The organism is Bacillus sp. FSL P4-0248 (assembly GCF_038593305.1).
In the GTDB taxonomy this organism is placed as follows: domain Bacteria; phylum Bacillota; class Bacilli; order Bacillales; family Bacillaceae; genus Bacillus; species Bacillus safensis.
On the sequence record NZ_CP151983.1, the window covers coordinates 2,239,625 to 2,253,559 of the forward strand.

Here is a 13,935-nt window from a genome sequence, read left to right on the forward strand (position 1 = left end):
CTGACGTTTTTTGTTTACATAAATTGAAATGGGTTTGTGTTTGATTCAGAAACAAAGAGCTGTACGTTATATTTTTTATCCGCACACAGCGATTGAAGCTTCGCCTTTACGCCCTCTTTCATAATTTTTTCAGCATAATGCCCCGGGTCCACAATGTTCAGCCCTAGCATCATGGCATCGTGCGCAACATGGAAATAAAGGTCTCCTGTCACATACACATCTGCACCCATTCTTTTCGCTTGATGGATGTATTTATTTCCGTCTCCGCCAAGCACCGCCACTTTTTTCACAACAGCGTTTTGGTCTCCTACAAAACGAGCACCATTCACATCCAGCTTCGTTTTCACAAATTGTGTGAAATCTCTCAGTGTCATTGGCTCATTTAGCTCTCCAATACGGCCAAGACCTTTTTGAATAGGAGGAAGGTCTGTCGTGTGTACACTATAGGCGACTTCTTCATAAGGATGTGCTTTGATCATTTCGCGAATCACTTGTTTTTCTATACTTGCTGGGAAAATGGTTTCAATCCGCACTTCTTTCACAAATTCTAATTGACCCGACTCACCAATAAACGGCTCAGCTTCTTCTGATGGCAGAAAGCTGCCTGTCCCTTCATTTGAAAACGCACAATGGCTGTAGTTGCCGATATGGCCGGCGCCCGCATTTCCTAAAGCTGTCCGGATGGCCTCTTCAAATTCCACTGGGACATACAGAGCAAGCTGTTTGATTGGATCTTCGTATGTCGGCACTAACACTCTTGTTTCTTCAAGCTCTAAGGCCTCAGCAAGCAGGTCATTGACTCCGCCATCAGCTACGTCTAAATTCGTATGTGCCACATATACCGCAATATCATGTTTGATGCATTTTTCAATGATACGTCCAGCCGGCTGATCCGTCGCTACATGTTTTAATGGACGGAAAATCGGCGGATGGTGGGCAATAATAAGATCCACTTTTCGCTCGATCGCCTCATCTACTACATTCTCTAATACATCCAAGGTAATCATCACATTGGTTACTTTTTTATTTAAAGTCCCAATCTGAAGACCAATTTTATCCCCTTCCATGGCGTATGCCTTTGGTGAAAATTGTTCAAACAATTGGATGATTTCATGCCCGTTTACTGTTTTAGCCAACAGTCAAAACCTCCTTTAGCATCTTTATTTTCGCATTCAGCTCTTCAAGGCGTTCTTTATTTTCTTCTGTCCGCGCCGCCTGCTGAATTTGACTTTCTATCTTCTCCATATGCTGAAGCTCTTGCATCCACTTGCGCCGGAAGACGTCATTTTGCTCTTTCGCAAGAAACGGTCCAACCAGCATGCCTGCTTCAAGTGACATTCCTTCATAGGCTTTATCTTTATCGCCTTTTTCTGCAATGATGATTTCGTATATTTTGCCGTCCTCTTCTAAAATGACTTCATCTATCAATTCATACCCCTCTTGATAAAGCCATAAACGAATATGATGGGCATGGATATTCGGCTGAAGAATGAGCCTCTCATGGCCTGCGAGCTTATGCCTTCCTTCATTTAGAATGCTTGCGATGAGTGCCCCGCCCATACCTGCAATCGTCACTGCATTCACTTCGCCTTTTTCAATGACTTCAAGGCCATTTCCTTTTCTGACCGAAATTTCTTCATCTAATTCAAGTCTATGTACTTGCTGCTGCGCCGATTGAAGCGGTCCATCGGTAATTTCACCAGCAATGGCTTTCACTGCTTTTTGATGCAGGATCGCATAGCATGGCAAATAGGCATGATCTGAGCCGATATCAGCGAAGACTGCCTCATCTGGTAAAAAGTCTGCGACTTTTTTTAATCGTTTCGATAAATTCATTTCATTCATACGTATCACTACTTTTCTTTAATGTTCATACTTGTCTATCTTATATAAATTATGGACTTTTTAAAAGTCGTTTTCAAATGAAAAAAGCTCTTCTTTTGAAAAAGAGCTTTTTGTGTAAGATTATTTAATTTTAGACACCCATTCCGCCATTTCATCGAGCTTTTCATTTGGAATCAGCCCGCCTGGCATCCCGTTGCCGCCTTCTTGGATTTTCTTCTTGATGTCAGCTACTTCAAGCTTGTCTCCAACACCTTTTAATGCAGGACCTGCGCCGCCTTCATAGTTTTCCCCGTGACAGCTTAGACAGTTCTGCTTATACAATTCTTCCGGCGTTGCATTTGCTGTCTCTTCTTGCTTTTGCTCTTTGCCCCCAGAGGCAATTTTTTCTTCATCTTTCAGCCCCTTCATTGATAAGAAAAAAGTGAGTCCAATACCTAAAATGGCAATCAATAAAAATGGTATAAGTGGATTCCGTTTCATTTCTTTCATCCTCCCCTTTGTGAAAACCCCTTTGAGACTATGCAAACAATTCTAATTCTACTTTAATTTTACAAAAAGTAAACGAATTATGATACAAAACTTTGGTCAAGTTCACAGATTAGACAAAAATGATTCAAGATGAGAAATGAAGCCTTCAGCACATTTAGATGTATTTTTTATACATCTTTTCTCTAAGAACGTTGCAAATTCATTTGTTATTCAGTAAAATATAATCAGATTGAAAAAAGCGTTTTCATTTTTGATAAGAAAGAACGGATCTCTTTCAAGATCCGTCCGGTTTCTACTCTAAGAAGTCTTTTAATCGTTTACTTCTGCTTGGGTGTCTTAATTTACGAAGAGCTTTCGCTTCAATTTGTCTGATACGCTCTCTTGTTACGCCGAACACCTTTCCAACCTCTTCTAACGTGCGAGTTCTTCCGTCGTCTAGTCCGAAACGTAGTCTTAGCACATTTTCTTCACGGTCCGTCAGCGTGTCTAATACATCTTCAAGCTGCTCTTTTAAGAGTTCATACGCAGCGTGGTCAGATGGAGATGTCGCCTCTTGGTCTTCGATAAAATCACCAAGATGCGAGTCATCTTCTTCACCAATAGGTGTTTCTAAAGATACAGGCTCTTGCGCAATTTTAAGAATCTCTCTTACCTTTTCTGGAGTTAAATCCATGTCTTCAGCAATTTCCTCAGGCGTTGGTTCTCTGCCTAGGTCTTGCAGAAGCTGTCTTTGAACACGGATCAATTTATTAATCGTTTCCACCATATGAACCGGAATCCGGATTGTTCTCGCCTGATCGGCAATCGCACGTGTGATCGCCTGTCTAATCCACCAAGTCGCATATGTTGAGAATTTATATCCTTTGCGGTAATCAAACTTCTCAACCGCCTTCATCAGACCCATGTTTCCTTCTTGAATCAAGTCAAGGAACAGCATACCACGACCGACATAGCGTTTCGCAATGCTGACAACGAGACGAAGGTTCGCTTCCGCTAATCTTCTTTTTGATTCCTCATCGCCCTCTTCGATCTTTTGAGCATACGTAATTTCTTCTTTAGCAGATAACAAATTGACGCGTCCGATTTCTTTTAAGTACATACGAACAGGATCATTGATTTTGACACCTGGTGGTACGCTTAAATCATTCAGGTCAAATTCTTCTTCTGCTTTAGCCAGCTGCTGAACATTTGGGTCTTCTGTCTCTTCGTTTTCACTAATGAGCTCTACACCCTGTTCGCCTAAGTATTCATAGTATTCATCCATTTGGTCTGATTCAATTTCAAAGCTAGACATACGCTCTGCAATTTCTTCGTATGTTAAAACGCCCCGTTTTTTACCCGTTTCAGTGAGCTTATCTCTCACCTGTTCAAAGGTTAATTCAGTTTCGGTTTCGTGGGCTTGTTTATCAGCCATTATGGATCCCTCCTTCCAAAGCTTGCAACGAATTCTAAAGTAACTTGCGATTTACTTCCGCCCTGCTTTTCTCTCTCTATCAAACAGATGACGAAGCAAATAGGAAATAAAATAAATAATGATGAAGGCAAGATGCTTGCGGTCTTATGCTCCTCCCGTAAAGGATTCATTGCCAGCCGTAAGTCCTGTCATTAATAATAGACGTATTACTTCAGCGAACGGTTCAACTGAATAATTTCTTTTGCAAGTGTTGCCGCTTTGAAGAAATCTTTTTGCCTCTCCGCTTCTGCACGTTCTAGTTCTTTTTCCTTTATCATTGACAAATTCCGATGATTCAACACTTTTTTTACATAATCACTTAATTCAGCTTCACTTAGCTCGTCTCCGACTTGAATCATCAATATATCCGTCAACAACTGATTCATGACATCATCTTCTATCCGGTTCATCAGGTGCTGCGGCGTTGGTTCTTTGCCTTCTTCATACAAGGCATAAATGTACGTTGCCAGCGCCCTGTGCGAATCTATATTAAATTCAATCCCGATTCTGTCAAGTACTTTGCGGATCACGTCATCGCTTTTTAACATATGAGCAAGCAGCATTCGCTCTGCATTTTCATATGCCGGCCGCAGACGCTTTCTTCTCACTTGTGTTGACAGATGTGCACGCCGTTTTTCAAGCCCGTTTTCTTCCTGCGTGCTTTTGGTTTCTTGCCGCTGCTGTTTTTCAAACAGCTCCAGTTGTTCTTTTAATGAATCAAGTGAGATCGAAAACTCCCCAGCAAGCTGTTTCATGTAAATCTCTTGCTCCAAAGAGCCGTTTAACCGGCTGATTTCTCGGAGAACCTGCTTCATATAAGTAAGACGGTCTCCTTCATCTGATAAGTTTTTTCCTCTTCGGAAAAAATTCATCTTAAACGTCATTAATGTCACACTTGCATCTATGATGTCATTCCTAAATTTCTCGCCGCCATATTTACGAATGTAATCATCTGGATCAAGTCCATCTGGTATCATGGCAACGCGAACTTTACATCCTCTTTTTCCAAGCAAATCTGATGCTTTCATGGTCGCTTCGTATCCGGCCGTATCAGAGTCATAGCAAAGGATGATCTCTTCTACGTTCCGCCTGAGAAGCTTTACGTGCTCTTCTGTAAGAGACGTACCCATTGTTGCAACACTTTCACCGACACCTGATGTAACAGCTGAGATGACGTCTGCAAATCCTTCAAAAAGAACCGCCCGTTCGCGTTTGCGAATATGCATACGTGCGTCATGAAAGTGATAAAGCAGCTTACTTTTATGAAAAAGCGGCGTTTCAGGACTATTCATATATTTAGGCTGCTGATCACCAAGCGATCTTCCGGAAAAAGCGATGACCGTTCCATGATGATCATGAATGGGAAACATGACACGATCTCTAAAGCGGTCAAAAAAGCCTGTGCCGTTTTCACGTTGAATCAAAAGACCAGCCTTCTCCATCATCACAGGATCAAATCCTCGTTTTTCTAAAAACTTGGTCACGAAATCCCAAGAATCAAGAGCATATCCGATCTCAAACTTGGCAATTGTTTCATCCGTAAAGCCTCTGGACCGTAAATAATCGAGTGCGTTTTGACCTTCCTTTGTATTTACCAGCAAATGGTGGTAAAATTTCTTAAGAAGCTCATGGGCCTCAATCATTTTATGATCTGCAGTGTCCTCTTGCTGAGAGGAACTCATCTGAGCATTCGCTACCTGATCAGGCAGATCAATATGGTACTTATCAGCCACATGTGAAACGGCTTCAATAAATGAGTAGCCTTCCATTTGTCTGAGGAAAGAAAACACATTGCCTCCTGCACCACAGCCGAAACAATGGAAGATTTGCTTATCTGCTGAAACAGAGAATGAAGGAGTATTTTCACCATGGAATGGACAAAGACCGAAGTAATTTCGACCTTGCTTTCTAAGCTGTACGTATTCTCCAATCACTTCGACAATGTCTGCGTTTTTTTGGATCTGCTCCAAAAGTTCATCTGGTATACGTTTGCTCATCCTAATAACACTCCGTCGTACATTATTCGCCTTTTAATTTAAAAATCCTTCATGATTCGACAGGATTTTTTGTAGTTGCGCCATAAATCGCTTCTTATCCTCTTCTAAAAGCTTTTTGGGACCTTTTCCGTATACACCTTTTCTTCGCTGTTTGCTAGAAACATGCCTGCGTTCCAAATCAAAATCAATTGTTTCGTTTGTGTACATTCGTCCTCTTTCAGACAGAACAATGACCTGTCTCGGAAGCAGTAAGGAGGCAAGACCAATATCTTGGGTGACGACAATATCATGTGCGGCAGCTGAGTTTGCAATGACTAAATCCGCTGCTTCCTTATGTGTATCTACAAACCGCCAATCTTCAAGTGGGGATCTTTTGGTTTGAAAATGCTCATATGAAGCAATGAATGTCACTGGCACTTGAAATTGAGATGCGACAGAAAGGATTTCGTCTTTTACAGGACAAGCATCTGCATCGACATAAATCGTCCTCTCTTTTTTACGTTCATTCAGGTGACTAATTCTCCATCCCTCCACCTTATTCCTGCTTTAGAGAAGCAAAAAGACCATACTTTTCCCCCATAAAGCAATCAACAGTAAAACTCATTTTGTCGAAAAGTTATGTTCAGAATCACTTGACTTCTGCCAATATTAGTTTATTCGTTCTTGACTTAACTTAAACCTAAAATCAATCATTTTATCACAATTTTTTATTATAATACAAATGCAGCAAATATGCCATTGTTTTTGTTTACCCGTTTCCCACCATAGGAAAAACCCAGGAGGAGCATCCTGAGTTTATTCGGAACCTCTTTTGGTCAGCATTTGATGAATGACATTTGCCGTTTCCTCAACTGCTTTATTCGATACATCAACGACTTGACAGTTAATGCGGTCAACCACTTTTTCAAAATACTCTAGTTCCTCTTTAATCCGCTCAATGTTCGCATAAATAGCGCGATCATTTAAACCAAGAGATTTTAAACGCTCTTTGCGAATATGATTTAGTTTGTCTGGACTAATTTTTAAACCGATACATTTCTTCGGATCAACTGAAAATAACTCTTCTGGCGGATCAACTTCAGGTACAATTGGAACGTTCGCTACCTTCAGCCGCTTATGTGCCAAATATTGAGATAATGGTGTCTTGGACGTGCGTGATACACCAATGAGCACAATATCAGCCTTTAGAATACCTCTAGGGTCTCTGCCGTCATCGTATTTCACAGCGAACTCGATGGCTTCTACCTTTTTAAAATAGTCCTCATCTAATTGACGTACACGACCCGGCTCATGTTTCGCTTCATTTCCATATGCCGTTTCCATTTTATCAATGAGCGGACCGATGATGTCATAATAAACGACACCGTTGGCTTCTGCTTCCTCGATTAAGAATTGGCGCATTTCTGGCACAACAAGAGTAAAGCAGACGATCCCATTATCTGCTTTCGCCAGTGAAATGACTTCTTTAATCGTACCAACATCCTCTACATACGGGATTCTTCTAATATTTGAATGGTCTGATGAGCCGCCATCAAATTGGCTAAGTGCCGCTTTGACCACGAGCTCTGCCGTTTCTCCAACTGAATCTGATACCACAAAAATTACGCGATTACTCATAACATCCCCTCGCAGTCTTCTGTCATTAGATTATTTCGTTCTCCGATAAGCTGACAAGTATTTTCGTCATATTTGTTTTCGTAATTCTTCCGACCACTTCAAAGCCTTTATCCGTATCTTTTATCACAGGAAGTGCATCTATTTGCTTTTCAATCAAGTGCTTCGCCACATCCATAATGAAATCTTCCTTGCGGCAAACGGTGATGTTCGGCATTCTTGTCATAATAATATGGACAGGGATAGATGGAAGCTCCTGTTTCCCTATACTTGCGCGAAGGAGGTCTTTTCTGGATAACACGCCTGTTAAAATAGAGTGATCGTCCACAACGAATAATGTGCCCACATCCTCTAAAAACATCGTACAAATCGCATCATAAACCGAAACATTCTCATGTATTACCACTGGAATGGATTGAAAGTCTTTCACTTGAAGTTTTTTCAGCTTATCTGCGAGAAGCTGCGTGCCTGTTTTTCCTGTGAAAAAGTAGCCGACCCTTGGTCTTGCTTCTAAAAAGCCTGACATTGTTAAAATGGCTAAATCCGGTCTGAGGGTCGCCCTTGTTAAGTTCAGCCGATCGGCGATATGCTCTCCAGTGATCGGACCATTCTCTTTGACAATCTGTAAAATCTGCTCTTGCCGTTTATTTAACTCGATTGTACTCACCACCTTTAAATAGAGAGAGCGAAATCTTTATTTTATGTATATCATTTTCATAACTCATCATATTATAGCGCATCTTTGTCCGAATGAAACAAAAATCCACTCAAAAACCTTGAATTAAATGAGTAAAAAACGATTGCCCTTCGGAAAAGGCAACCGTTCTTAGGTATTTATTTTACAATTAAATTGTTCATATTCGCAAATGATTGAATGACTTTGGCTAGTTTGACCATTTGCGCCAAACGATTTCGCTTCAGTTTTTCATCATCCGCATGAACCATTGTATGATCGAAATAATGAACAATCGGTGTTTTTAACGTATCCAGCGCCTCAAGTGCCAAGCTGTATTGTCCTGCTGCTACATGTTCCTTTACAGCTTTCTCTACTTGCTGATACGCCTCAAACAGCTTTTGCTCATGTTCATTTTCAAACAGTTCAGGCTGAATCTCTGCGTCTTCCCCTTTTTTACTGATTGAAATGACGCGACCCAATGCTTCAGCCGTTTCTTTGAAGCTTTCTTGTTTCACACTCTCTTCAAGAACAGCTGCTTTTTTGACGACTGCATATGGCTCAATATTTTCAACATCCAGCACTGCATCAACAACATCATGGCGGATATGCTCTGCTTGAAGAACATATTTTAAACGATGCGTTAAAAATTCAATCAGAGCAGCTTCATGTTCTGCCTTTACTTGAGCAAGGGCTAACAGCTCTTTAAATGAAATATTCCAATGACGGTCAAGCAGGATTTGAACGATACCGCTCGCTTGTCTTCTAAGTCCATAAGGGTCTTGAGAACCCGTTGGGATCACATCAATTGAGAAGAATGAACAAATAGAATCAAGCTTATCTGCTACTGCCACAATCGCACCAATCAAAGTGGACGGCGCCTCGTCACCAGCAAAGCGCGGCATATAGTGCTCGTTGATGCTTCTTGCTACTTCTTCATGTTCACCAAGAGCTCTTGCATATTTCTCACCCATGATTCCTTGTAATTCTGGGAATTCATAGACCATTTGAGTCACAAGGTCAAACTTCGAAATACTTGCTGCTCTCGCCACACGTTTAGTGGTTTCGTCATCTGCTCCGACATGCGCCGCTAGACGAGTTGCAATGTCTGTCACTCTCTTCAGCTTGTCGCCGATTGTTCCAAGTTTCTCATGGAATACCACTTTATCAAGCTTTTTAATATTGTCTTCAATCACTAGTTTTTCGTCTTCTTTATAGAAGAATGCAGCATCTGATAAACGCGCACGAAGTACTTTTTCATTCCCTCTTGCGACATTTTCGAGCGCCTCACTGTTTCCATTTCTGACTGTAATAAAGTGCGGCAATAATTCCCCTTGCTCATTTTTCACAGGGAAGTAGCGCTGATGCTCTTTCATTGTCGTCACCAATACTTCTTCCGGCAATGCAAGAAACTCTTCTTCAAAGGAACCAGACAGCACAGTTGGATATTCTACAAGATCGTTCACTTCTTCTAGAAGTTCAGGATCAACAGGAATGACCCAGCCTTTTTCTAAAGATAGCGCATCTAGCTGTTCAGTAATGAATTGTTTTCTTTTCTCTGAGTCTGCAATCACAAATTGATCGCGCAATGTTTGTTCATAGGAAGCAGGTGTGTCAATGCTGGCTGTCGTTCCAAGGAAACGGTGTCCTCTAGTCTCCCGGCCGCTTTTCACCCCAGCAATTTCAACAGGTACAATCTCTTCTCCAAATAAACAAACAATCCATTTAATCGGACGGATATAGCGTAAATCCTCGCTTCCCCATCTCATGTTCTTTGGAAAACTTAATGAAGCGGCGATTTCACCTAACGCTGGCAGAAGGTCTTTGACTTGCTTTCCTTCTTGAAACTTTTGGACATGGACATAATCCACTCCTTTGATCTCTTTGAAATAGAGATCATCTGTTGAAGCACCTTGTCCTCTTGCAAAGCCTTCAGCTGCTTTTGTCCAATTGCCTTCAGCATCTTGGGCAATCTTTTTAGCCGGGCCTTTTGCTTCTTCTTTGATGTCTTCTTGTTTTTCTGCGACACCTTTCACAAGTACAGCAAGACGTCTAGGTGAGTTAAATAAAGCAGTCTCTTCGAATGAAATATTTTGCGTTTCAAACCATGCTTTTACTTTCTCACCCAGCTGCTTTGTGCTCTCTGGCATGAAACGAGCCGGCATCTCTTCTAAGCCGATTTCAAGTAATACATCTTGTTTATTCATGAGAAGCCGCCTCCTCTTTTAGCATAGGGAATCCCAGTTTTTCGCGTTCTTCATAATAGGTTTTGGCTACTTTTCTTGCTAACTGACGCACTCTTCCGATATAACCAGTTCGCTCAGTCACAGAAATAGCACCCTTTGCATCGAGCAGGTTAAACGTATGAGAGCATTTGAGGACATAATCGTATGCCGGGTGAACAAGCCCTTTGTCCATTTGGCTATGTGCTTCTTTCTCATAGGTTGTAAATAGCTCGAACAGCATGTCAGTATTAGATGTTTCAAATGTATAAACAGAGTGCTCATATTCAGCCATTAAGAATAAATCTCTGACCGTAAATCCGTCTGTCCATTCAAGATCGAAGACATTTTCTTTGTCCTGGATGTAAGAAGCAAGACGTTCAATACCGTATGTGATTTCAACAGAAACGGGCTTACATTCTAAGCCGCCGACTTGTTGGAAATACGTGAACTGCGTAATTTCCATCCCATCAAGCCATACTTCCCAGCCAAGTCCTGCACAACCAAGAGATGGATTTTCCCAGTTATCTTCCACAAAACGAATATCATGTTTCAGCGGGTCAATGCCAAGTGCCTTCAATGATTCAAGATATAGCTCTTGAATATTGTCAGGTGATGGCTTAATGATCACTTGAAATTGGTGATGCTGATACAATCTATTTGGGTTTTCTCCATATCTGCCATCAGCCGGGCGTCTTGAAGGCTCTACATAAGCTACTTTCCACGGCTCTGGGCCGATGCTTCTGAGGAACGTGTATGGACTCATCGTTCCGGCACCTTTTTCTGTGTCATACGCCTGCATTAATACGCAGCCTTCATTTGACCAATGCTTTTGCAGCGTCAAAATCATGTCTTGAATATTCAATGATCGCACCTCCATCTTTTCTAGACCAACCGCTATGTATGGCGGGTGGGATGAGAACCTTGTAAGAGAACACAAAAACTCCCGTCTCTATGCTCGCAAGGTTCTTGCAAACATAGGGACGAGAGTTTTTCCCGCGGTTCCACCCTATTTGCTGGTGTAGTAGCACCCAGCCGCTTTGTTTTACGTTGCTCAAGAATGCCTTTCGTTACGCCTCCATCCTTAGCTCACACCGCCCTAAGGTCGCTTTTATGGATTTTACGTAAGTACTTCTTTCTGTCAATGCAACATATTTTATCTTAGATGATCTTACAAAAAGTCATGGGAGATGTCAACTTTTGTTTTCCCCGCCCATTAGCTTTTTCATGGATTCCATCTGATTCATGAATTTTTTTGATTTTAAATAGAGGCCGGAATATTCGTCATAGTAGTGATCAAGCACTTGACGAATTTCTTGTTTCGTCTGCTGTTTCACATCAACCTGACCAAGCCTTGATAAATCAAAATAATGAAACAAACGGAGCAGCCTTGCAGCTGCGGGGGATAAGGGCAGTTTATATGGATCTTTCGAAAAACAATTTTGGCAAATGAAGCCGTTATCTCTTATTGAGAAATGGAACTGCCCTTCTTTTTGACCACAGTGCACACATTGATCAAGTTCAGGCTTCATCCCCATCACTGATAACATTTTGACCTCTACGATAAATAAAATAATATCAGCATCTGTACCTTCGTTGAGATGACGCAGAGATTGAAGCAGAAGCTCAAACAAATAAGGGTTTGGCTTTTTTTCTTCTGTCCCTTTATCCATCAATTCCGTCATATATGCGGCATATGCGGTCAGAAATAAGTCTTCCCGAATGGCCCGCATACTTTCAATCATTTCGCCTTGCTGGAGCGTTCCAAGTCCTGTTGATGATTGGATGAGAAAGGTGCCGTATAAAAACGGCTGGCTTATAGCTGACAGGCGGCTGTTTGATTTTTTAGCGCCTCTTGCCATCACGCCAATTTTTCCATGTTCTCTAGTGAGCAGCGTGACAATTTTGTTTGTTTCGCCATAATCTGTTGTTCTAAGGACGATTCCTTCACTTTTAATGAGCATTTGTCTACACTCCGAGCATTGGAGGGGGTCAAGAATTATAAGATTGGAAAATCAAATCGTGCTATCTCTTCTTCAAGTACATCGGGTCTTTCCAGGTTCTCCTTTTCTAACTCTTTGAAAAGCAGATACGTGTCAACGCTTCCTGTTTGTGAAAATACGTTCCATGTAAAATTCAACATAAAAACCCCACCTTTCTTTATTAGAAGCAGCAACGCTACATCCAACATATTAATTTTATCTTGACCAGGCTACCTCCATTTCATGATAAACAATTTTTACTAATCGAACCGCACCATTGTCAGATTTGCTGACAAATGCAGCGATTTTTTAATATTCGTCTTCTCTAAATCCAAAATCACGCAGGTGAGTGGATTTATTACGCCAGTCCTTCTGAACTTTGACCCAAAGCTCTAAATACACTTTTGAGCCTAGAAGTGCTTCAATATCTCTGCGCGCTTTTTGTCCCACTTCTTTTAACAAGCTGCCACGTTTACCAATGACGATCCCTTTTTGCGAATCACGTTCTACGACAATGGTCGCCGCGACATGGATCTTGCCATTTTCATCTGGCTTAATCGATTCAATCGCAACCGCAATACTGTGCGGAATCTCTTCTCTCGTTAAATGCAGCACTTTTTCACGAATTAATTCAGAAATAATAAACCGTTCTGGATGATCTGTTACTTGATCTGCCGGATAAAATTGAGGGCCCTCTGGAAGATAACCTTCAATCTGCTGAAGAAGCGTGTCGATATTGTTTCCTTCAAGTGCTGAAATTGGCACAATTTCCTTGAATGGGTAACGTGTGCGGTATTCATCAATTAAAAGGAACAGTTCATCTGGATGAATTTGGTCAATTTTATTAACGACTAGGAACACCGGTGTAGATGTTTGCTTTAGTCGTTCAATGATGAATTCATCACCTTTGCCATAGCCTTCCTGTGCGTTAATCATAAACAAGATCAGGTCGACTTCCTTCAGTGTATTTTGAGCCACCCTCATCATAAAATCACCAAGCTTATGCTTAGGTTTATGAATACCCGGTGTATCGATAAAGATCGTTTGTGATGTGTTTGTTGTCAGAACACCTTGCACTTTGTTTCGCGTCGTTTGGGGCTTATCGCTCATGATGGCGATCTTTTGTCCAATGACACGATTAAGAAAAGTTGATTTCCCTACATTGGGTCTTCCAATAATTGATACAAATCCTGATTTGAAGCTTTCGTTAGTCATTTAAATCCTCCGGTGAAAATGCGCCTGGCAATAGTTCGTTTACTGTTGTTTCGTATATATGTCCTTTTAAGTTCGTTAGAATCACTGGCATATCAGGTGCACATAGCTCTGAAATGACCTGTCTGCATGCGCCGCACGGCGAAACAGGACGGTCTGTATCAGCCACCACTGCTAACATTTGAAAAGATGTAATGCCTTCTGAATAGGCTTTAAAAAGTGCTGTTCTTTCCGCACAATTACACATACCATATGCTGCATTTTCAATGTTGCAGCCGCCATACACTTTTCCATCATTCGACAGTAATGCTGCACCGACTTTGAATTTAGAATAGGGTACATATGCAAAATCTCTTGCTTTGATTGCTTCTGAAATCAACTCTTGTTTGTTCATTCCTAGTTCCCACTTTCAGAAGAAATGGTACCACTGTCACATTTATATTTTACA

General features: G+C 41.3%; 14 protein-coding genes. All 14 read right to left on the bottom strand.

Annotated elements, in window-relative coordinates:
- Nucleotides 1-14 precede the first annotated feature (14 nt).
- Complete coding sequence (locus NST65_RS11435) at nt 15-1,136, bottom strand: Nif3-like dinuclear metal center hexameric protein (protein WP_342488829.1); 1,122 nt, start codon at nt 1,134-1,136, stop codon at nt 15-17.
- The gene (locus NST65_RS11440; protein ID WP_041118000.1) at nt 1,129-1,845 is read right to left on the bottom strand and encodes a tRNA (adenine(22)-N(1))-methyltransferase TrmK; all 717 of its coding nucleotides are present in this window, start codon (nt 1,843-1,845) and stop codon (nt 1,129-1,131) included. Before NST65_RS11440 ends, NST65_RS11435 begins: the two co-directional genes overlap by 8 nt.
- Nucleotides 1,846-1,965: 120 nt before the next feature.
- Complete coding sequence (gene cccA, locus NST65_RS11445) at nt 1,966-2,325, bottom strand: cytochrome c550 (RefSeq protein ID WP_034280134.1); 360 nt, start codon at nt 2,323-2,325, stop codon at nt 1,966-1,968.
- 301 nt (nt 2,326-2,626) lie between these two features.
- A complete protein-coding gene (rpoD, locus tag NST65_RS11450) occupies nt 2,627-3,748 on the bottom strand; it encodes an RNA polymerase sigma factor RpoD (RefSeq protein WP_008342392.1) in 1,122 nt (373 codons plus the stop codon).
- A gap of 206 nt (nt 3,749-3,954) precedes the next feature.
- Nucleotides 3,955-5,784 (bottom strand): DNA primase, encoded by a 1,830-nt coding sequence (gene dnaG, locus NST65_RS11455; RefSeq protein WP_024423015.1) that lies wholly within the window; start codon nt 5,782-5,784, stop codon nt 3,955-3,957.
- 33 nt (nt 5,785-5,817) lie between these two features.
- The gene (locus tag NST65_RS11460) at nt 5,818-6,318 is read right to left on the bottom strand and encodes a YaiI/YqxD family protein (RefSeq protein ID WP_024423016.1); all 501 of its coding nucleotides are present in this window, start codon (nt 6,316-6,318) and stop codon (nt 5,818-5,820) included.
- A gap of 261 nt (nt 6,319-6,579) precedes the next feature.
- The gene (locus NST65_RS11465; RefSeq protein WP_008342399.1) at nt 6,580-7,401 is read right to left on the bottom strand and encodes a pyruvate, water dikinase regulatory protein; all 822 of its coding nucleotides are present in this window, start codon (nt 7,399-7,401) and stop codon (nt 6,580-6,582) included.
- A 25-nt stretch (nt 7,402-7,426) separates the two neighbouring features.
- Nucleotides 7,427-8,065 carry a helix-turn-helix transcriptional regulator gene (locus NST65_RS11470; RefSeq protein WP_024423017.1) on the bottom strand — a complete coding sequence of 213 codons (639 nt, stop codon included), beginning with the start codon at nt 8,063-8,065 and terminating at the stop codon, nt 7,427-7,429.
- A gap of 167 nt (nt 8,066-8,232) precedes the next feature.
- Complete coding sequence (gene glyS / locus NST65_RS11475; RefSeq protein WP_065214625.1) at nt 8,233-10,278, bottom strand: glycine--tRNA ligase subunit beta; 2,046 nt, start codon at nt 10,276-10,278, stop codon at nt 8,233-8,235.
- Nucleotides 10,271-11,158, bottom strand: coding sequence for a glycine--tRNA ligase subunit alpha (glyQ, locus tag NST65_RS11480; RefSeq protein ID WP_012010611.1), 888 nt, complete (start codon nt 11,156-11,158; stop codon nt 10,271-10,273). The genes glyS and glyQ overlap by 8 nt, the downstream gene beginning before the upstream one ends.
- A 328-nt stretch (nt 11,159-11,486) precedes the next feature.
- Complete coding sequence (recO, locus tag NST65_RS11485) at nt 11,487-12,257, bottom strand: DNA repair protein RecO (RefSeq protein WP_034280128.1); 771 nt, start codon at nt 12,255-12,257, stop codon at nt 11,487-11,489.
- A gap of 35 nt (nt 12,258-12,292) precedes the next feature.
- Nucleotides 12,293-12,436 (bottom strand): YqzL family protein, encoded by a 144-nt coding sequence (locus NST65_RS11490; RefSeq protein ID WP_003217288.1) that lies wholly within the window; start codon nt 12,434-12,436, stop codon nt 12,293-12,295.
- A gap of 148 nt (nt 12,437-12,584) precedes the next feature.
- Entirely contained in the window at nt 12,585-13,490 is a 906-nt protein-coding gene (gene era, locus NST65_RS11495) for a GTPase Era (RefSeq protein ID WP_007501305.1), read from the bottom strand.
- Nucleotides 13,483-13,881 (bottom strand): cytidine deaminase, encoded by a 399-nt coding sequence (locus NST65_RS11500; RefSeq protein ID WP_008356263.1) that lies wholly within the window; start codon nt 13,879-13,881, stop codon nt 13,483-13,485. The genes era and NST65_RS11500 overlap by 8 nt, the downstream gene beginning before the upstream one ends.
- Between the last annotated feature and the right edge of the window lie 54 nt (nt 13,882-13,935).

Excerpts from the sequence above, each read along its gene's own strand:
- dnaG (WP_024423015.1), bottom strand. The coding sequence starts at position 5,784 with ATGAGCAAACGTATACCAGATGAACTTTTGGAGCAGATCCAAAAAAAC.
- NST65_RS11465 (WP_008342399.1), bottom strand. The coding sequence starts at position 7,401 with ATGAGTAATCGCGTAATTTTTGTGGTATCAGATTCAGTTGGAGAAACG.
- era (WP_007501305.1), bottom strand. The coding sequence starts at position 13,490 with ATGACTAACGAAAGCTTCAAATCAGGATTTGTATCAATTATTGGAAGA.
- NST65_RS11500 (WP_008356263.1), bottom strand. The coding sequence starts at position 13,881 with ATGAACAAACAAGAGTTGATTTCAGAAGCAATCAAAGCAAGAGATTTT.
- recO (WP_034280128.1), bottom strand. The coding sequence starts at position 12,257 with ATGCTCATTAAAAGTGAAGGAATCGTCCTTAGAACAACAGATTATGGC.
- NST65_RS11490 (WP_003217288.1), bottom strand. The coding sequence starts at position 12,436 with ATGTTGAATTTTACATGGAACGTATTTTCACAAACAGGAAGCGTTGAC.
- cccA (WP_034280134.1), bottom strand. The coding sequence starts at position 2,325 with ATGAAACGGAATCCACTTATACCATTTTTATTGATTGCCATTTTAGGT.
- NST65_RS11440 (WP_041118000.1), bottom strand. The coding sequence starts at position 1,845 with ATGAATGAAATGAATTTATCGAAACGATTAAAAAAAGTCGCAGACTTT.
- glyS (WP_065214625.1), bottom strand. The coding sequence starts at position 10,278 with ATGAATAAACAAGATGTATTACTTGAAATCGGCTTAGAAGAGATGCCG.
- rpoD (WP_008342392.1), bottom strand. The coding sequence starts at position 3,748 with ATGGCTGATAAACAAGCCCACGAAACCGAAACTGAATTAACCTTTGAA.